Raw genomic sequence first — 19,477 nt, 5'->3', positions numbered from 1 at the left:
CGGGAAAAAGCAGCTGAACGTTCGCCACAATCGCTCCATAAGGTCATTGGAGTCCGTTACAGCGGGAAATAGCCGGGAAATAGACGAATAAGGTCGCTGTGGTCCGTTAGGCCGCTGGATGGGGAACACCGGATGTGGGATGCCGGATGGGGACCGATTCCGCAGGTCACCCCGCGGAACGGGTCGCATTCCGTGGACCCCAGCAGAATGTGCCGCATTCCGCAATACCCGCGGACCCACCTGCAATCCGGCGCGGCCTAAACGGCCACACCCCATGACCCTGTGCCTATCACATTTCGGAAATGCCGACCCAGCGCCGCTCCGCAATCGAGCGTTCCACCGCTTCCAGCACGGCCTGGCATTGAACGCCTTCACGGAAGCTCGGCACAGGCCCACGGCCTTCGCGAATGGCCGAAGTCAGCTCCAGCACCTCGTGCGTAAACGTATGCTCGAACCCGATCGTGTGCCCCGGCGGCCACCAAGCTTCGGCATAAGCGTGGGCCGGATCGGTGGCAAGTACGCGCCGGAAGCCCTGGACATCGGCGTCGTCGGAGGTGAAGTACACCTCAAGCTCATTCATCCGCTCGAAGTCGAATTTCACGCTGCCCAGGCTGCCGTTGATTTCAAAAGCATTGGTCGAGCGGTGGCCGGCGGCAAACCGCGTTGCCTCAAAGCTGCCTAGCGCGCCGTTGGTGAACCGGGCCAGGAACAGCGTGGCGTCATCGACCGTGACCGGCCCCTTCGGCGCATCTGCGCTGCTTTTGGCGCTAAGGCCGGTCATATTCTCAGCGAGCGGCCGTTCCTTGATAAACGTCTCGCTCATGCCGATCACTTCCTGGATGTCTCCAACCAGATAGTGGGCCAGATCGATCAGATGGGCCCCTAGATCTCCATGCGCCCCCGATCCAGCAATGTCCTTCTGCAGCCGCCAAACCAGCGGGAAGGACGGGTCCATGACCCAATCCTGCAGGAACCAGGCCCGGAAATGGTAGATCCGGCCAAGCCGGCCGCTCTGTACCAGCTCCTTAGCCAACCGGACAGCCGGCGAGAAGCGGTAGTTGAAGCCAACCATATGAGCGACACCGGCAGCTTCGGCCGCAGCAAGCATCTCCCGGGCATCCTGCAATGTAAGCGCTAACGGTTTCTCGCAAAAAATATGCTTTCCCGCCTGAGCTGCCGCAAGTGCGATTTCCTTATGGGCGTCGCTGGGGGCATTGATGTCGATCAGGTCGATATCGTCTCTGGCGACGAGCGCTCGCCAATCCGTGGTCGTTTCGCGCCAGCCCAGACGATTGGCCGCCTCTTGCACCGCTTCTTCGTTACGGCCGCATAATACAGCCATCTCCGGCTTTAAAGCGTCGGGGAAAAACATCGGCAGCGCCCGATAGGCGTTGCTGTGGGCTTTGCCCATAAACTTGTAACCGATCATTCCAACTCGCAGCGGGTTCATCGAATTCCTCCGTTTCGCGGGTGTAGTCAAAAGTTTTTTTAAATTTTACTTTTTCAACCCCATTATAATTAGATTTCCTTGCGATCTCTCGCCAGTTTATGCGTATGTATGGACAAAATATGCGTTTTCCCATTCTCTGCAGGTACCCGTTCAGCTATCGGGATGGGCGCAGGCTGGAAGGGACAGTGCCCCGCAGCTCCTTAAACACGCGGTTAAACGTACGAATGCTGCTGAAGCCGCACTCCAGAGCGATTTCCATAATACTGAGATCGCTGGTCAGCAGCTGATGTTCGGCGCTTAGGACGCGAACCGTGTTGAGATAAGTTTTGAAATTCATGCCGATGGCGGCTTTGAAGGAACGGCTGAAATGGGAGGGCTCCATGGAAAAACGTTTCGCCATCACCTTCACGTTTAATTCCTCCCGGTAATGGTCCTCGATATAGGACAAAATTTGCTGCATCCGCGCCCGGCGGGACTCGTACTTCTCCTTGGTGGTACGGTCCATCGGCAGCGTGTCCACCGCCCTTTGCAGACTGCCGCACAGCTTTAAGATGCCGGCTTTCAGCAGCAGGGGATAGCCAGGTTTCTTTTCGTCTTTTTCCCGAATTAGCTCGTCCAGGATCGTTTTCACTGTTTCGAGCCCCGGAGTACCTGCCGGAATATAAGGTGAGGCGAAGCGAAAGTCGGACGGCCAGCTTTTTGTCATCGTGATCCACTCCGGTTTGCAGATCAGAATGATAATTTCCGACTCCAACTCTCGGCTGTCAAAATAGTGGATATCGTTGCTGCCGCAGATAACCATGTCGCCTTGCCGAAGCAGGCGGATTTCTTCATTAACCCCAATCCGGATGGTGCCGGAGAGGACATAAATAAACTCGATTTCAGCATGGAAATGAGGATAAAACGTAATGTTCGTGCTCTGGTAGATATCCATCGGAAGCTCGGGATCCAATTTCCAATTTTGATAGAACGATTTCACTTTTAGATCCCTCCGTGTCGTTAAAATCACATTCCCTCCTAAATGTACTGCATTTTGGCGGGAGATTCCTCTTTTTTGTTTCAAGAATAGATGGAAGAGCTTGGACATAGGATGAAATTGGGAGAATTCAAAAAATGGAAATGATGGTGGCAATATGAATGATCGATGGGTCAAAATATTTCAAATTGCCGTTACCTACATCGGTACGGTGGTCGGCGCCGGTTTTGCTTCGGGACAATCGATTATGCAATTTTTTACCCTTTATGGCTCGGTTGGCGCCGCAGGGATTATCATTTCGACGTTGCTCTTCATGTGGTTGGGGACGAAAATGATGATCTATGCCCATCGAATACAAGCATTCTCTTACCAGGAATTTAATGATCATCTGTTTGGCCGCCTGTTCGGCAAGGTTGCCAACTTCCTGACCCTGCTGATCCTGCTGGGGGTTACCGCCGTAATGCTATCCGGCACCGGTTCGATCTTTGCCGAGCAGCTTCAGCTGCCTTATCAACTCGGGATCATCGTGAGTATCGTCTTGAGCTATCTGGTGATGACAAAGGGGATGAACGGTATCGTGGTTGTGAATGTGCTGGTTGTGCCGATGATTCTTCTATTTACGAGCTTGATTGCGTTCCGCGCGATTGAGCCGGAAGGTCTGTTCGGGATCAACGGCTTCCAGCTGCAACAACTGGAAAGTTACAAGTGGGTGCTGAGCCCATTTGTGTATGCTGCCCTCAACTTTGCTTTTATCCAGGCTGTGTTGATTCCGCTGGGGAGCGAGGTTCAGGAGGAGAGTACATTAAAATGGGGCGGCTTCTGGGGTGGTATCGGGCTTGGCTCTATGCTGTTGATTTACCATATTGCTTTGAATTCCCGGATGCCTGAAATGCTTAGTTACGAGATTCCGATGGCGGTCATCGTCCGCGACCTCGGCCCGTTTCTGCATGTGCTGTTTCTGTTAGTGCTCTATGGCGAGATATTTACGACCCTGATCGGCAATGTCTTTGGCGTCACGCGACAGCTGCAAAGCCTCTATCAGGTGCCCAAAAACATGACCATGCTGATCATCTTAGTTGCTTGCTTTGTGATTAGCCAGGCTGGTTTTGCTTCCTTATTAACATACCTGTACCCCATGTTTGGATATATTGGGATGCTGCTGCTTATTTTATTGGCGTTCCGGCGGTTGCCTCTTCGTTAAGCTTCCTGTTTCCATGTGCTGCTGAAAATATCACGGAACCGATTCACCTGCGGGTTTATACTGGGGAAACCGCTGGCGGAATGGATCGTGTCGATTTTTCGCTGATATAGATGAGAAGAAGAGCCGGACATTTCCCTGGATGCAGGGAAGGTCCGGCTCGATTGATGTTCGCCCTAGCTTTCAGTTGGGACTAAGATATCCCAGTCTTTAAACACAGGCTGCAGTCCGTTTTGATAGAGCATTTCCCGGATTTCGGCTACGCTACGCTCATCGGATATTTGAAACTGCGGGGTGCCTCCGCCTTGGGAATGGCCCCCAACTGCCGTGGATACGCCGGCCGACATCTTGGTAACGCCAAGGTGAACCAGCCTGTCGCGTAATCGGGCAGGCTCCCGGCTGGATAAGGTGATCCCGGCCCGCGGCAGAAAGAGACGGTAGGCGAGCGTCACCTGCACCAAAGCCCGATCGGTCACCTGGGCATCCGGTTCGTAATCTCCGAGAAAAGGGCGGAACCGCGGGATCGACAAGCTGATCTCACACCCCGGATACTTGGTTTGTAAATAATCCGCATGCATGGCTGCAAAAAAGGCTTCCTGTCTCCAATCGTACAAGCCAAGTAATGCACCGATATTAACGGACCGATAGCCTGCAGCACAGCCGCGCTCAGGGGCATCCAGCCGATTTCGATAATTGCGCTTGGGTCCTTTCAGATGGAGCTTGGTATACGTTTCCCGGTGGTAGACCTCTTGAAATACCGTCAGGCTGTCTACACCTACCGCGCCTAACTCCTGATATTCGGAGACGGACAGCGGGTTGACCTCAATGCCTATGGAGGAAAAATACTTGCGCAGCACCTTCACGCAATCCTTTAAGTATTCGACCGGGGAATCTTTGCGGGATTCACCGGTTAACAGCAGGATATGACGGATGCCGGTAGCGGCAATCGCCGCGGCTTCCCGTTCGACCTCTTGCATATCTAATTTTTTTCGCGGAAAGTCATAGATCGAGCTAAAGCTGCAATACTCACAGTGGTTTACGCAATAATCGGACACATACATCGGGGTAAACAACTGGATCACGTTTCCGAACTGGCTTTGGGTGATCCGCTGAGCCCGTTGGGCCATCTCCTCCAAATGTCTATCGGCCGCCGGTGACAGCAAGGCTAACAGATCCTCCCCATCAAGCTTAGGCTTGCTAAGCGCTCGCCGTACATCTGCATCGCTGTAACCTTGCAGCCGCTGTGGAAAGGGGAAGCCTTCCCAGGATTGGATTTTGTCATAAAAGCTCATCACTTAGGCCTCCACTTCATCCAGAAACCCGGTCAGCGGGGAGGAGGCCACGGCGTTTTGCTCCACCGGCCCTAGTCCGGCCAAATGAGCTAGTCTGCCGGCCACTACGGCTGCGCGGAACGCTTCGGCCATCCCCAGCGGATCGCGGGCGGTCGCAATCGCTGTGTTCAAGAGGACCGCCGCCGCTCCCATTTCCATCGCTTCCGCCGCCTCAGACGGCTTACCGATGCCGGCGTCAACGATCACCGGCAGGCCTGCTTCCTCGATCAGGATCTGAATCAGTTCCTTCGTCCGCAGACCGCGGTTACTGCCAATCGGTGAACCGAGCGGCATGACGGCAGCGGCTCCTGCATCCCTTAGCCGGAGAGCAGCCGACAAATCCGGGCTCATATAAGGAAGGACAACGAACCCTTCTGCGGCCAATACCTCGGTTGCTTTAATGGTTTCCACGTTGTCTGGCAGCAAATAACGTTGATCCTGGATGACCTCCAGTTTGATCCAATTGCCCATATCCGCCGCCCTAGCCAATCTGGCGATGCGGATCGCCTCTTCCGCGTTACGGGCGCCGGAGGTGTTCGGCAGCAGCGTCATATGCGAAGGAATATGATGCAGCAGATTTTCCTCTTCCCAATCGGGATTCACTCTTCTTAAAGCGACGGTGATGACCTCTGCTCCTGAACGCTCGATCACTTCGGGAATTAAGGTGTTGCGGTTATATTTGCCGGTACCGATAAATAAACGGCTGGACAAAGCCTTGCCGCCAATATGGAATAAGTCCTGCATGCTGATCAGCCTCCCCCTACAAAATGGACTAGCTCAATGCGATCTCCATCAGATAACTGGATAACGGCATAGTCTTCCTTTCGCACAACCGTACCGTTTAGTTCAACCAACAGCTTCCGGTCCCTCCATGGGGGTTCCGCTAATAAATCGGCCAGTGTGACACAGCTTTCGTTTAACGTCGTCTCCTTCCCATTCAGACGAACCTGCACGTGGTTCACCTCCTTTCCAGCCAAGCTGCTTGCATCGCCTTGCGGTAAGCTTGGGCTTCTTCTGCCGGGTCCGGTGCATGAAACAACCTTGTCATGACGGCAATCCCTTGAGCGCCGCAGCGGATGATCTCTCCCGCTTGATCCGGTCGGATGCCTCCAATGGCGATCATCGGAACCGGGCAAGCCTTCGCCGTAGCAGTTAATGCCGCCAGCCCTCTGCCGGGAAGTCCGGGTTTGCTGGAGGTATCGTACACATGTCCGAACAGGCAATAATCCGCTCCATCTACGGCGGCCTGCACCGTTTCTTCCACCGAATGAACCGACCTGCCCAAGCGCATCCCGCTGGCTAACGGACGAGCGGAGTCCACCGGAAGACTATGGCCGGCTAAGTGGACATTCACTGCCCGCGCGGCCAAGGCCACGTCCAGCCGATCGTTCACGACAATTTTGTTCAGCGGAATGCCTGATTCGAACATTTGTTGAATGATCTCCAGCTGACCTTTCGCGGTGAGCTGCTTATCCCGCACATGAATGTAATCCAAGTAGGGAAGGGCCTTGAGGGATACCCTGAGCAGTTCGGATACGTGGATGGGAGAGATGGAGATCAGATGCAGTTCGGGTGCGGTTAGCGTTAATTTTTGGCTCGTCATATTCATCCCCTCTCAGGTTAGAAATCCAATGCAAAAAAGCCCCCTCCGTAAGGAGGGGGCTAAGTTCAGCAACAGAATGTATAAGCCTAAATAGACCTATTTTCCGGTTCATGTATGCTTTACTCTCCACTTCCCTACGCAGGTCTTAACCCGTTCAGGTTCAAAGGGTCCGAATCTTTCGATTCATCTCAGCCTTGCGGCTCCCCTAGTGTCGATCGATTTAGAATTGTCATGTTTACTATACACGGGGATCCAGATAATTACAACCGTTGAATTGGATTGGTGTTAAGCTGCCTGCTTTAAGCCGTTTCCAAGAAATTTTCATGAAAATGTCACGATTTATCGCAAAAATAGCCGTTTTGTGATGTTTAATTAAATTGAAGCGAATTAAAAACATCCTCTATAATACGGTCGGAGCTTGATTGGGGAGTGATGAGATTGAAATGGACGATTGGTTTACGCAATCTCAAGACAGGGCTAGCCATCTGTTTGTGTGTGATCGTTGCAGCGTTATTGCGCCTGGAGTATCCTTTTTACGCCGCGATCGCAACGATCATTTCCATGGAAAATTCGGTCACCAACTCATTTACGGCCGGGAAACATCGGACGATGGGGACGTTTGTTGGGGCGATCGTGGGTGCAGGTTTCGCCATGATTGAGCCTGGGAACGCGGTGTATTGCGCGTTAGGCGTCATCGTCGTGATCTATGTCTGCAATTTGCTGAAATGGAATAAGTCGATATCCATCGGGTGTATCGTTTTTTTAGCCATTATGTTAAATCTTCAGCCGGGTGAAAGTCCGATTTTTTATGGGATTAACCGGATCACGGACACACTGGTTGGTATTGCTGTTGCTGTGATCGTCAATTTGGTCGTCTTCCCCCCTAAGCATGAGGCCGATTTGGAAAAGGCGCGGAAAGCCGTCGCTAAGCGGATGGCCGATTTATTCGGGCAGATCACGACGTGCCGGGAAGTCGTCGATTTGGAGAGTTTTCGTGCGGAGCTAGGTTGCCTGGAGAAATATTATCAGCTTTGCAAAGAGGAATTCCATCTGACTCGAGATCTCAGCGAATCGATGGAGCACATCGGCAAAGAAATTGAATCCTATCGCCATATCTATGAGCATTTGGTGATTTTGCAGCAGCTGCTTGCCGAGCATCGACTGTTGCTGGTCGAGGCCGATCATGAACGGAGCGACTCAGCAGAGGTAGGAAACCGTAGTGAAGAGCAGCAGTACAAGATCGAAACCGTCTATGAGTACCACGCGGATTGGATATACGCTGAGCTGCAGAAGCTGGGATTACCGCTTCCGATTAAGGAGCGGGGTCGTTTCCAGACGAAAGCGGAGCTTAAAATATCGTAACGTGGGTATGGTGCCTACGATTTTCTAACGAACAGGTAGAAAGGGGATGTCCCAAGAGCCGTTAAAGGCTTCTGGGGCATCCCTGCTTTTTTAAGCAAAATAGTGTCCTGATGGCACCAAGAAAACCGAAATGGGCATCAGCCTCTTCCGGTGTGATGCTGACCACAGGCACGTTTAATTGCCGCCCGATGACAGCAGCGATTTCGCGAAGCTGAATGCCTTCGTCGCCGGCACCAAGCAACCGTGAACCCGCTGGGGCGGACTCTACATCCGCTAGTATGAAAAAGAAGGGTTGCTGGATGAGATTGATGAAAATCAAAGGCTTTTAGTGGATCAGAGCCCTCTTCCAGCCATAGCTCATATACCAAGAGATTCGCGGGAAAAAGATATTTAGTAAAGCAAGAAGGACAAATAAAAATAAAAAGACTCCCATTACTAACCTTAAAACACAATACGTTAAGTATCGGAAATTGTTTCAAGGATTGTTTTTATACAGTAAAAAAGGAGTGCACTAGCAGTTTTTGGCCTGTTAGAATCTAAAGGAGAAGAAAAGAAGGAGTCCTACGATGATGACGAGAGTGGTCCAAAAGCCGCCTTTTGCTAAAGCGTCCCAATCTCCGATTTCAGCACGATTCATCGAATCCGCAAAATTGATGAAAGGCTTACGTTGATACTCTTTAAACTTTTCTTTCTCTTGTTTCTCCCACATATTCACTGTAATCCCTCCCTATGGGTTACCCTTTAACATTAGTATACTTGGAACCGCGTTGAAGAGCATTCATTTTTTTAAATTGAGTTTAGGAGCCGATCTCTATGAACAAACTCCCCCCAAATAAATCAACGAAGTCTTCTCTTCAAGAAGTTGAGAATTTCCTTATTCAAACCTACTCAGCCAAGAAGATCCCCGTTTCGAACTTTGAGGAACTTAGAAACGACGCTCAGGTTAAATTTGATCGGATTGTGGCTTGCTTTGAAGTGGATCATCCGGAAGTTCTTAAGAGCATCTTTAATGAAGATGAGAAAAAAATGCACGAAGACTTCATTCATGAGCATAGGAATACGTCATTTGCTACTCCATGGCAGAAGATAAATGCGGGGCAGCTCCTTAGGATCGTATTAGAAAGCGAGGACGGGGTCAGTTTTAGTAACTTCACCGTTCAGGGGTTGTGCATGAGGTTGGTTAATGATCTTTCAGCCTTAAAAACGCAATAAAAAAATCGCGGCCATAAGACCGCGATATTGGTGCCATAAGAATCGAGACGACAGGATTTGAACCTGCGACCTCTTGCTCCCGAAGCAAGCGCTCTACCAAGCTGAGCCACGTCTCGTCAGCAATATTAATAATTTGGGGGAAACATTAATACATTATACACTTTTAGACGAAACTGTAAAGGGGGTAACGGATGAAAAAATTTTGAACGCAAGGAATAGGAACCAACGTTGACGATATGTGGCATTATTTTATATAATAATTGATAATCCAATTCTATAGTGTGGAACTTTGAAGAGGAATAGTAATTTGGATTTCGCCATCCAGAGAGCCGGCGTTTGGTGCAAGCCGGTTGGGGAATGCAGATGAACTCGCCTTGGAGTTATGATGCGCAAATCATCATCGTCTTGCCCGCGTTAAGGGTGCAAAGGGAGCTAGGACAAAGCATGTCCGACGCTAACTAGGGTGGTACCACGGGAAATCTCCTCTCGTCCCTAGCGATCATAACGCTACGGGTCGGGAGGTTTTTAATTTTAGGGAGTTCAATCAGTCGGTTATTGACTTTGATCCCGCATATCAAATTGTTGTTTCAAGGAGGATTTTGAATTATGGCGGACTATAACGTGCCCCATGACGTTTACCGTCCCCAGGCCATCGAACCGAAATGGCAGGCCTACTGGGATGAGCATCACACTTTCAAAACACGGGAAGAGTCGGGGAAACCGAAGTTTTATGCCCTTGACATGTTCCCTTATCCATCGGGAGCAGGCCTCCATGTAGGCCATCCGGAAGGCTATACGGCCACGGATATCGTCTCCCGCTTTAAACGGATGCGCGGATATAACGTTCTGCATCCGATGGGCTGGGATGCTTTCGGGCTGCCGGCGGAGCAGCATGCGCTCGATACGGGCGAACATCCGCGTGATATCACGGTGAAGAACATCAACAATTTCCGGCGCCAAATCAAGTCACTGGGCTTCTCCTACGATTGGGACCGCGAGATCAGTACGACGGATCCGAATTATTATAAATGGACGCAGTGGATTTTTATCCAGCTGTATAAAAAAGGTCTGGCCTATGTGGCCGAAGTTCCGGTGAACTGGTGCCCGGCATTGGGAACGGTGCTGGCGAACGAAGAGGTCATTGATGGCAAGAGCGAACGCGGCGGCCATCCGGTCATCCGCAAGCCGATGCGCCAATGGGTGCTGAAAATTACCGAATATGCCGAACGACTGCTGGAAGACCTGGAGGAGCTGGACTGGTCGGAAAGCATCAAGGATATGCAGCGCAACTGGATTGGGAAATCCGAAGGCGCCGAGGTCGTCTTCGAGATTGATGGACATGACGCATCTCTGACGGTCTTTACCACACGCCCGGATACGCTGTTTGGGGCTACTTATGCCGTGCTTGCGCCAGAACATGAACTGGTCAAGAAAATCACGACCGATGCTCAACGCGAAGCGGTTGAAGCTTACCAAGACCAAGCTGCGCGGAAGAGCGATCTGGAACGTACCGACCTTGCTAAGGAGAAAACCGGGGTGTTCACCGGTGCATACGCGATCAATCCGGTCAATGGCGAGAAGCTGCCGATCTGGATTGCAGACTACGTGCTGGCGGGTTACGGAACCGGTGCGATCATGGCCGTACCGGGGCATGATGAGCGCGACTATGAATTCGCCAAACAGTATGATCTGCCGATCATCGAGGTGGTCGAAGGCGGCGATCTGTCGAAAGAGGCTTACACGGGCGACGGAGCCCATGTGAACTCCGGCTTCCTGAACGGTCTGGGCAAAGAGGAAGCAATCAAGAAAATGATCTCCTGGCTGGAGGAAAACGGCAAAGGCCGCGGCAAAGTGACTTACCGCCTGCGCGACTGGCTGTTCAGCCGTCAGCGGTATTGGGGTGAGCCGATCCCGATTCTGCATCTGGAAGACGGCACGATGAAGCCGGTACCGGAAGATCAGCTGCCGCTGGTTCTGCCGGATGTGGATGCCATCAAACCGTCGGGTACCGGGGAATCGCCGCTGGCGAACGTGACCGAATGGGTGAACACGGTAGATCCGGAAACGGGGCTGCCAGCTCGCCGCGAAACGAATACGATGCCGCAATGGGCCGGAAGCTGCTGGTATTATCTGCGTTATATCGACCCGCACAACGACAAGGAGCTGTGCTCGAAGGAGAAGCAGCAGGAATGGCTGCCGGTTGACCTGTACATCGGTGGGGCTGAGCATGCAGTGCTTCACCTGCTCTACGCCCGCTTCTGGCATAAGGTGCTGTATGATCTCGGAGTGGTTACGACCAAAGAGCCGTTCCAAAAACTGGTAAACCAAGGAATGATCCTTGGCACCAACAATGAGAAGATGAGTAAATCCCGCGGCAACGTCATCAATCCGGACGAAATCGTTAACCAATACGGGGCGGATACGTTGCGCGTTTATGAAATGTTCATGGGACCGTTGGAAGCAACGAAGCCATGGAATGAAAGCGGCGTGGAGGGCATTCACCGCTTCCTGTCCCGCGTATGGCGTCTGTTTGTTGCTGAAGACGGCAGCCTGAATCCGAAAATTACAGCGGACGGCGGCAGCGACGAATTTAAACGCACTTGGCACAAGACGATTAAGAAAGTGACGGAGGATTTTGAAAACCTGCGCTTTAACACCGCGATCAGCCAGTTGATGATTTTCGTTAACGAGGCTTACAAAACGGATGCTGTGCCGAAAGCGGCAGCGGAAAACTTCGTGCAGATGCTGTCCCCGCTGGCACCGCATTTGGCGGAAGAGCTGTGGGAACGCCTTGGCCATACCGATACGATTACGTATGAACCATGGCCAACGTACGATGAGGCTTGGACAGTAGAATCCGAAGTTGAAATCGTCGTGCAAGTGAACGGAAAAATCGTAGAACGCACGAAAATTTCCAAAGACCTGGATCAAGCAGCTATGCAAGAACATAGCTTAAGCCTGCCGAACGTTCAGCAGGCTGTGGCTGGGAAGACGATTCGCAAAGTGATTGCGGTGCCAGGCAAGCTGGTGAATATCGTCGTCGGATAAGCCGCTTCCTTTCGTGAGGGCGTAGGTTTGTTCAGGAAATGGAGGCGGCCCCCGATCCGTCCGGCGGTTTGACGCCGGCAAAGGGGGCTTCCCTTTCCGGACATGACGGAGCATGATCCGAAGACGACGGCAGGGCATCCGGAATGGCCGGATGAAACAGCGCATGCAGCTTGCTGATATCGTCGTCGTATTTGCGATGAGTCGTATCGATCAGGCGGGCAAAAACCTCGCGCAGGCTGGAATCTAGCACAGCGATGCCTTCAGCGGTCACTCCTCCGGGGACGGCAACCCGTTCGATCAGTTGCTCGGGGTTCAGGCCGCCTTCGGTCAGCAGCTTGCCGGTGCCTAGCAGCATTTCCGAGCCGAGCGCAATCGCCTCCGCATAACCGATACCGGTTAATTCAGCGGCAGACTCGGCCCAAAGCTGCAGCATATGAGCAACGAAAGCCGGCCCGCAGCTGGATAAATCGGAAGCGATTCGAGTTTCGCTCTCTTTAAGAGTGATTGGCGTGCTGATTGAGGACATCAGCTGCTCCAGGAGCAGACGGTCTTCGGGGCGAATCCGCCCGCCGTAGATGCAGAGCGAAGCGCCGCTGTGAACGGAATGCGTGATGCTGGGAATGATTTTGGCGATTTTTGAGGGAATGGCAGCTTCTAAGGTTTCAATTTGAACGGGGCTCGTGATCGACACGACGATCTGTTTCTCATCGAGCACGTCCCGGATTTCCGCGATGACATCGGGGTAATCCAGGGGTTTGATGCACAAGAAGACGATTTTGCTTCCCTGGGCGGCTTCGGCATTGCTGCTGTACGCCCGCAGTCCGGGATGGCGCTGGGCCAGCCGTTTCGCTTTCGAGGGAGAGCGGTTGCTGGCACAAATATTTTGCGGGAGCAGCGCGCCGGAACGCAAAAACGCGTCAATGAGCAGGCTTCCCATGGCTCCGGTTCCGATGAAGGCGACTTTCATCCGGCTTCCCCTTTCCGTGCTTCGCGCACTGTATTGGTAAAACGTTAAAGTGATTGCACTCGTTCACTTGTTGTGGTATTGAGGCGGTTAGTCTTACGTTATTGCGATCCTACTTTTGCCGTTTCTACTTCACTTGTATAGATTGTATGCAGCTTGATTGGATCTTCATGACTATTGGCAGATTCTTTTAAGATGTTGAAAGAGGAGTGGAGTTACGATATGCGGAGGGAACTCGTATTGACGGCCATCGTTTCGGCTGCGATTGGCGCCGGATTGATGCTGCTGGCTACGGGCAGCCGCCCACCTGCAGGCATCGAAGGCTGGACGCCGATCAATGCCGAGGTTAAGGCCGCACTGGCCACAGAAGGCTCGGCTGCGGATCCAGGCGGCGGTTCAGGAGAGACGGTAACGAACGCGGATGCAGCAGGTCAGAACGCAGGGCCTAGTGCCGGGGCCGAATCGAACAGCGGAGTTGCAGCCTTTAAGGAAGAAGCCGGGAAATCAACGGATACGGGAAAAATCAGCATTAATCGCGCCGGATTGGCCGAGCTGCAGGAAATCCCCGGGATCGGCGAGAAGAAAGCCAAAGCCATTCTCGATTACCGAAATGCGCATGGTCCTTTTACCTCCATTGAAGCGTTGACCGAGGTGAAAGGCATCGGAGACAAAATGCTGGAGAAAATGAAGCCTTATATCGGGCTGTAATTCTTGTGATCGAAACATGACTTGCGAGGGTGATGATGGAATATGAATCCGGACAAACGCAAAGATTGGGATACGTATTTTATGGATATCGCTTATATGGTATCGACGCGGTCGCGGTGTAACCGACGTCATGTCGGCGCTGTGCTCGTTCAGGGCAAGAAGCTGCTCGGCACGGCTTATAACGGCGCCCCTTCCGGTGTTCCGGACTGCTCGGAGGCCGGCTGTATGATTGCGGAAGAATACGAGCTGGTGGTAGAGGATGGACAGGAGAAAATGGTGAAGAAACAGCGCTGCGTCCGTACCATCCATGCCGAACAGAACCTGCTGTTGTTCACGGACCGGATCGACCGGGAAGGCTCCAGTGTCTATGTGACGGACGAGCCATGTTGGACTTGCGCGAATATGCTGGCGAACAGCGGCATTACGGAGATCGTATTCCATCGGCCCTATCCGAAGGATACCGATAAAGTGACGGCCATGATGAAGCAAAAAGGCATCACTTTCCGCCGCCTGGAAGGGTATCAACCGCCGCAGGAAACGATTGCGCACGTGGAAGAATAATTGAAATTTTTTTGATCGATCATTGAATGTGGAAGCACCCCATTCGCCTTAGGGCGGGTGGGGTGTTTTTTTGTTGAGGTAGACCAGGAGGGGGATGTCCATGAACCGAAGACCGTTAATTGCGATAACTTGCGGTTGGATCGCTGGAAGCGGCTTGGCGGCAGCTTATACCGGCTGGCGTTTTTGGTTGTTTGGGCTGGGATTGTTGTTGGTCTGTACAGCCATCGCCATCATTTGGCGTCAAGCTTGGCGAAGTCTCGCCTTGGCAGGGTTGGCTTTGTTGCTTGGGGGCTGCTATTGGCTGTATAACGAAGCGGGCAATGTGAGCCGGATCGGACCGATAGTGGCCGGTATGGAAGCAGAAAAAGAAGCAGGAACAGGGACAAGCCCTACAAAGGAGGGGGCGCAGGTGCTTGATGGTCAAACCATCCGTATGGAGGGAACGATCGTATCCACGGTCAAGGTCGATGGGGACCGGGCTGATTTTACGCTGAAAGTCAGCGGCTTATCGCTGATTTCGCCAGATGGGAAAGCGTTGGCGAAGCATGAGATTCCTCGTGGAGAAAAGGTTGCGGTCCAGCTGCGGCTCGCATCGCGAAGCGAACAGCAGACGGCAGCCACCTGGCATCGCGGGCTACGGGTTACGCTGAATGGAACGCTGGAGTTACCGCAGCCTGCCCGCAATTTTGGCGCATTTGATTACCGTCGGTATTTACATTTGCAGCGGATCCATTGGCTGGTCAAAGCTTCGGGGGCATCGTCTCTGAAGGCGGGACAGCCATCCCGAGGCGCCGCCGCTGCCTTAGGATCTGTCGATGCTTTGCGCGAACGCCTTGGCGAGCGCATTGAGCGATTGTTTCCGGACTGGCAAGCCGGTTATATGAAGGGGCTGCTGATTGGCTTGCAGAATGAGCTCGACCCGGATAAATACGCGGAGTTTACACAGCTTGGGCTCACGCATATCCTCGCCATTTCCGGCAGCCATGTTGCGATTAACGTGGCGCTTGTGTTCGGATTACTTCGCCTGTGCCGGGTGACGCGGGAGACGGCAATCACGGTTGCAATGATGTTCGTTCCGGGATACATGCTGCTTACCGGTTTCTCCCCATCGGTCATCCGGTCCGGGCTGATGACGATGCTGGGGCTGTATTTGCTAAGGCGCGGGCTGCTAAAAGACAGCCTGAACGTATTGGCCGCCGTTGCGATGCTGATGTTGATCTGGGAGCCGTATTATTTGCTGAACGTGAGCTTTCAGCTCTCGTTCGCTGTGACGGCGGGGCTGATCGTGTTCGTCCCGCGCTTAACTCCGTACCTGAGATGGCTGCCTGGTAAGATCGGGAATGCGGTGGCGATCACGTTGGCGGCGCAGCTGGTATCTTTTCCGCTGACCATTTTCTATTTTAATCAGTTCTCTTTCCTATCGATTCCGGCCAATTTGCTGCTGGTTCCGTTGATTGGTACCTTAGCGCTTCCGCTGGGAACAGGGGCGTTGCTGTTAGGGTTGTTATCGATCAAGCTGGGCGCCTGGGCGGCTCTTCCGGTACGTTGGCTGAACGAGGCAACGTTTGCAGCAACAAACTGGCTAAGTGCGCGCAGCGGCTTTATGACCTATTGGAAATCGCCATCGCTGCTTTGGATCGCGGCTTTTTATGCCGGGTGCTATCTGCTGGTGTATTGGGGACATCGCCGTGAGCGCTTAGCTGCCGAAGCCTTGGCTGTAAGCCCCCAGGATGACGAAACCGTTCCTCTGAATCCAGCTAAACGAGAGGCAGCTTTCGCTCATCTCAGCTGGAGTGAGTGGCCTCAGGACGTGCCTGGATTCCGGGCTCGGCTAGGGTTTCTTGGGAGATTGACAGCTTCTAGAACCGCCTGGGCCCAACGGGGTTACGGATTGGGGTCGATCGCAGACGCGCTTAGCCGATGGGTATGGACGAAACGAATGGATCTTCTGCGTTTGGGCGTAGCCATGGGCCTAGGGCTGCTGCTGATCACTGGATATCAACCGGCATACAGCCAAGGGACCGGCTATATCGAGTTCATCGATGTCGGCCAAGGTGATTGTGCTCTGATCACAACGCCATCTGGCAAGCATATTTTGGTGGACGGCGGCGGGACGGTATCGTTTCGCAAAGCGAAGGATGCGTGGCGGGAGCGGCATGAACCTTTTGAGGTCGGGGCTAAAACAGTTGTTCCGCTGCTCAAGAAGCGCGGGATCCACCGCTTGGATGCGGTTATTTTAACGCACGGGGACCAGGATCATATCGGCGGACTGCAGGCGGTGCTTGATTCCATTCCCGTGGAGGCGCTGTTGATCAATGGCAGCCTGGCCGAGTCCAAGACGATGACGAGCTTGATGGAAACGGCGCTGACCCAGCGTATTCCGGTGTATTCGGCAAGCCGCGGCATGAAGCTGCAACCGGATGACGCCACCCGCTTGGAGGTGCTTTATCCCCTGATGCCTGAGGAGGCGCTTAACCCAATCCCCTTCGTGAAAGAACAAAATCACCGCTCGATCGTCTTTCGTTTAGATATGAATGGAGCTTCCTTTTTATTTACAGGTGATATGGATGAGGCGGCGGAGAAGGAGGTACTTGGGCTTGAAACGCTGACCGCTTTGCGAACGACAACGCCGAATCCCTCTTCGATCGATGTCATGAAAGTCGCCCACCACGGCAGCAAAACCTCTACCTCTGCAGCTTGGCTAGAATATTGGCAACTGGAGGCGGCACTTATCTCGGTTGGCGCTTCAAACCTGTATGGCCACCCGCATCCTACGGTCATTGATCGGTTGAACGCTCAACAGATTCGAATCTATCGAACCGACAACCAAGGCGAGGTCCAAATGAGAGTTCGAGAGGGAAGAATCGAGGTTAGATATAAGCTGCTTCCAATCCCATAGAATCAGGCCTTTTCGCTGTTTGTAAGGATGACGGGGCCTTTTTTTTCTGGTATCCTTAGGTCAGATTGCTTAGAGGGTGGACTTCTAAAATATTTTTTAAAAATAGTAACAACATTGCAACATCTTGTCGGACATTAGCGTCTGTAAGGATGCAAGGAAGGGGGAGCCTTAGTGGTAGAGCAGGGACTCATCAGAGCCGCTCAAACGGGCGATCGCGACGCTCTAATCACCCTATTGCGAGAAATTGAAAGCCATGTGTACCGGACGGCCTATTATATTTTAAACAATGAACAGGATGCACATGATGCTGCTCAGGAAGCGCTCATTCGCATTTATACGAAAATCGGTTCCTATGAAGAAAAAGCGCAGTTCAAAACCTGGGTTCAGCGGATTGTGACCAACATCTGTATCGACAAATTTCGCAGAAATAAGCCAACCGTATCGATCGAAGAGCACGAAATGGTGTTTCAGGGGAATGATAGCGTAGAACGGGAAGTGATGTCGGGCTACTTGGCCGAGGACATCCGAAGCGCGATTGAACAATTGCCGGATCACCATCGGTCGGTGGTTGTGCTGAGGTATTTGCAAGATTTTTCGTATAACGAAATTGCTGACAGCTTGAATTTGCCGCTGAATACGGTGAAATCCTATTTATTTAGGGCAAGGCAACAGCTGCAACACTTACTCCAAGATTATCAGAAAGGTGGTGTATCAGGATGAAGTGCCCAGAGGCGGTGGAATGGATGCATCGTTATCTAGACCATGACTTAAATGATGAGGAGACCTCTCTTCTCTTTGAGCATATGCGCAGTTGTGAAGAGTGCGCCGAAACGTTTGCGCTGCTTCGCAAGCTGTCTGCGCAATTGGAGGAGCTGCCGAAGGTAGTTCCGAACTATAGCCTCGTGGACGCGATCCTTCCGCAGTTGGATGAGATCGACCGGGCCCGCCGTGAAGGCGGCAGTGCTGCGGAGGAAATCGTGCTGCCGATGACAGCGGTGCAACGCGATGCGGATGCCGGTCAAGGTGGCATGCTGCCGAGCCGACGCAGTCTTCGTCGTCCTGATGCGGGAGCAGGAATGCGTCGGAGCCGGATTTACCGGTATGGGGCGCTTGGTGTGGCGGCGGTATTGATATTGGGCGTATTCATTTATCAATACGAACCGCGCACTGTATCCGATGCCGAGATCGCCATGGACACCGCGTTGGAATCGGCGAATGAGCAATCCTCGGCAGCCAACTCGGCGGACGATGCCGCGGGCAACGCTCGGCTGTTCAGTGACGACACCAATACCGGTGAGCCTGAGACCGGAGATTTGGACACTCCAGTGTCCAAAGATGTGGTTCCTCCGACTGAAGACTCGAATACCGGAGGCGCCCAAGATCGAATTGCTCCCGGGAATACACCGGATACCGGTTCTCCAGCGGTGACGCCGGGCAACCCCGGTGCAGGCGACAAAGCTCCAAGCGAGCCAAATCAAGGGAAGAACCATTCGTCCGGCAGCCCTTCGGTTCCAAATGGCGGCAGTGACAAGGCTCCTGTGCAGGAGCCAACATCGCCAGAAGCGGGAAATTCGGACCCTGCGGGCGATACGCAAGCTCCGGACAATCTGGAGGATCCGATCGCAGATCAGCAAATGCTCATCGATGATCTCAGAGAGAAGTTTGGCATCGCGAGCTTTAATATCTGGACTTCTCCAGATGGCGCATTTGAAGCCGAGTTCAAGGACGGACACCTGTATGTATATCGTCTCGAAGCCGAGGAACGGAAACTGGTGGCTGATCAGGTGATCGATGGGGATTGGGTTGACGGGTCGTGGTCGGAAGCAGGCCATGTATTTACGTACGAGACAGAAATCGAGGGAACCCCTGCGGTTCATACCATCGATGCCGAGAAGGCGGCCACGGATGCTGCAAAAGGAACACAGCCCTAAAATAAGTGCAAAAGACGGACGAATTTGGGCGGTTTTTTGAACATGCGGCAGTCACCTTTTCAGGAGATATGGAATAGGTTATATATATAGTAGAGATAACGGATTAAACCCCTGATCGTCGTATGACCGCTGGCGGGAGAGTTTCTAGAGCTCTTTAGCCCGCGTTTATATAGATGTTCCGGGACAGAGGGATCTTTCGCCAAGAGGCAGAGGTCCCTCTGTTGCATTATAAGC

Annotated in this window: 18 protein-coding genes, 1 tRNA gene, 1 riboswitch and 1 other annotated feature; of the genes, 10 read left to right on the top strand and 9 right to left on the bottom strand. The window is 52.8% G+C overall.

The genetic code is table 11. The features are described from left to right. Nucleotides 1–132: 132 nt before the first annotated feature. Nucleotides 133–261, top strand: coding sequence for a hypothetical protein (locus POTG_RS25125; protein WP_260071459.1), 129 nt, complete (start codon nt 133–135; stop codon nt 259–261). A gap of 28 nt (nt 262–289) precedes the next feature. On the opposite strand, the gene POTG_RS07190 is transcribed toward POTG_RS25125, so the two are convergent. Together POTG_RS07190 and POTG_RS07185 are read right to left on the bottom strand one after the other, a co-directional pair. Beyond that, complete coding sequence (locus POTG_RS07190; protein ID WP_009224161.1) at nt 290–1,450, bottom strand: Gfo/Idh/MocA family protein; 1,161 nt, start codon at nt 1,448–1,450, stop codon at nt 290–292. Nucleotides 1,451–1,604: 154 nt separating this feature from the next. Further along, on the bottom strand, nt 1,605–2,429 hold the full coding sequence (locus POTG_RS07185) for an AraC family transcriptional regulator (RefSeq protein WP_036644619.1): 825 nt from the start codon (nt 2,427–2,429) through the stop codon (nt 1,605–1,607). Nucleotides 2,430–2,583: 154 nt separating this feature from the next. On the opposite strand from POTG_RS07185, the gene POTG_RS07180 reads away from it, so the two are divergent. Then, nucleotides 2,584–3,627, top strand: coding sequence for a YkvI family membrane protein (locus POTG_RS07180; protein ID WP_009224159.1), 1,044 nt, complete (start codon nt 2,584–2,586; stop codon nt 3,625–3,627). Between the two features lie 173 nt (nt 3,628–3,800). Here POTG_RS07180 and thiH read toward each other — a convergent pair whose 3' ends face one another. From thiH to POTG_RS07160, 4 genes are read right to left on the bottom strand one after another with little or no spacing between them, the layout of a single operon-like run. Next, entirely contained in the window at nt 3,801–4,916 is a 1,116-nt protein-coding gene (thiH, locus tag POTG_RS07175) for a 2-iminoacetate synthase ThiH (RefSeq protein WP_009224158.1), read from the bottom strand. A gap of 3 nt (nt 4,917–4,919) precedes the next feature. Next, complete coding sequence (locus POTG_RS07170) at nt 4,920–5,699, bottom strand: thiazole synthase (RefSeq protein ID WP_009224157.1); 780 nt, start codon at nt 5,697–5,699, stop codon at nt 4,920–4,922. A 5-nt stretch (nt 5,700–5,704) separates the two neighbouring features. After that, a complete protein-coding gene (gene thiS, locus POTG_RS07165; protein ID WP_036644618.1) occupies nt 5,705–5,908 on the bottom strand; it encodes a sulfur carrier protein ThiS in 204 nt (67 codons plus the stop codon). Between the two features lie 5 nt (nt 5,909–5,913). After that, a complete protein-coding gene (locus POTG_RS07160) occupies nt 5,914–6,558 on the bottom strand; it encodes a thiamine phosphate synthase (RefSeq protein ID WP_009224155.1) in 645 nt (214 codons plus the stop codon). A gap of 114 nt (nt 6,559–6,672) precedes the next feature. Continuing rightward, a riboswitch (TPP riboswitch) is annotated at nt 6,673–6,775 on the bottom strand. Nucleotides 6,776–6,996: 221 nt separating this feature from the next. Between POTG_RS07160 and POTG_RS07155 the strand changes: the two genes are divergently transcribed. Beyond that, nucleotides 6,997–7,920 carry an FUSC family protein gene (locus POTG_RS07155; RefSeq protein ID WP_009224154.1) on the top strand — a complete coding sequence of 308 codons (924 nt, stop codon included), beginning with the start codon at nt 6,997–6,999 and terminating at the stop codon, nt 7,918–7,920. 529 nt (nt 7,921–8,449) lie between these two features. Here the strand turns inward: POTG_RS07155 and POTG_RS07145 are convergent. Further along, complete coding sequence (locus POTG_RS07145) at nt 8,450–8,635, bottom strand: hypothetical protein (RefSeq protein WP_009224153.1); 186 nt, start codon at nt 8,633–8,635, stop codon at nt 8,450–8,452. Nucleotides 8,636–8,733: 98 nt separating this feature from the next. Here POTG_RS07145 and POTG_RS07140 point away from each other — a divergent pair, with 98 nt between their 5' ends. Continuing rightward, on the top strand, nt 8,734–9,132 hold the full coding sequence (locus POTG_RS07140; protein ID WP_009224152.1) for a hypothetical protein: 399 nt from the start codon (nt 8,734–8,736) through the stop codon (nt 9,130–9,132). Between the two features lie 42 nt (nt 9,133–9,174). Here the strand turns inward: POTG_RS07140 and POTG_RS07135 are convergent. Beyond that, nucleotides 9,175–9,248: transfer RNA gene (locus POTG_RS07135), tRNA-Pro, on the bottom strand. Between the two features lie 164 nt (nt 9,249–9,412). After that, nucleotides 9,413–9,629: a binding site (T-box leader), on the top strand. Nucleotides 9,630–9,738: 109 nt separating this feature from the next. On the opposite strand from POTG_RS07135, the gene leuS reads away from it, so the two are divergent. Further along, a complete protein-coding gene (gene leuS / locus POTG_RS07130; protein WP_009224151.1) occupies nt 9,739–12,180 on the top strand; it encodes a leucine--tRNA ligase in 2,442 nt (813 codons plus the stop codon). A 31-nt stretch (nt 12,181–12,211) separates the two neighbouring features. Here leuS and comER read toward each other — a convergent pair whose 3' ends face one another. Beyond that, entirely contained in the window at nt 12,212–13,147 is a 936-nt protein-coding gene (gene comER, locus POTG_RS07125) for a late competence protein ComER (RefSeq protein WP_009224150.1), read from the bottom strand. Nucleotides 13,148–13,366: 219 nt separating this feature from the next. On the opposite strand from comER, the gene POTG_RS07120 reads away from it, so the two are divergent. The 5 genes from POTG_RS07120 to POTG_RS22695 all read left to right on the top strand — a co-directional run bounded on the left by POTG_RS07120 (nt 13,367) and on the right by POTG_RS22695 (nt 19,243). Then, entirely contained in the window at nt 13,367–13,852 is a 486-nt protein-coding gene (locus tag POTG_RS07120; RefSeq protein ID WP_232282244.1) for a ComEA family DNA-binding protein, read from the top strand. A 42-nt stretch (nt 13,853–13,894) separates the two neighbouring features. After that, complete coding sequence (locus tag POTG_RS07115) at nt 13,895–14,413, top strand: deoxycytidylate deaminase (RefSeq protein WP_009224148.1); 519 nt, start codon at nt 13,895–13,897, stop codon at nt 14,411–14,413. Between the two features lie 100 nt (nt 14,414–14,513). Beyond that, a complete protein-coding gene (locus tag POTG_RS07110) occupies nt 14,514–17,312 on the top strand; it encodes a ComEC/Rec2 family competence protein (protein ID WP_009224147.1) in 2,799 nt (932 codons plus the stop codon). A gap of 171 nt (nt 17,313–17,483) precedes the next feature. Further along, nucleotides 17,484–18,032, top strand: a complete 549-nt coding sequence (locus POTG_RS07105; protein WP_009224146.1) for an RNA polymerase sigma factor — start codon at nt 17,484–17,486, stop codon at nt 18,030–18,032. Further along, nucleotides 18,029–19,243, top strand: coding sequence for an anti-sigma factor family protein (locus POTG_RS22695; RefSeq protein WP_009224145.1), 1,215 nt, complete (start codon nt 18,029–18,031; stop codon nt 19,241–19,243). Before POTG_RS07105 ends, POTG_RS22695 begins: the two co-directional genes overlap by 4 nt. Nucleotides 19,244–19,477: the final 234 nt, after the last annotated feature.

Origin of the sequence: Paenibacillus sp. oral taxon 786 str. D14, assembly GCF_000159955.1 — a bacterium.
GTDB lineage: Bacteria > Bacillota > Bacilli > Paenibacillales > Paenibacillaceae > Fontibacillus > Fontibacillus phoenicis.
Note: the sequence above shows the minus strand (reverse complement) of the source record. Positions and strands in the feature narration are given on the sequence as shown.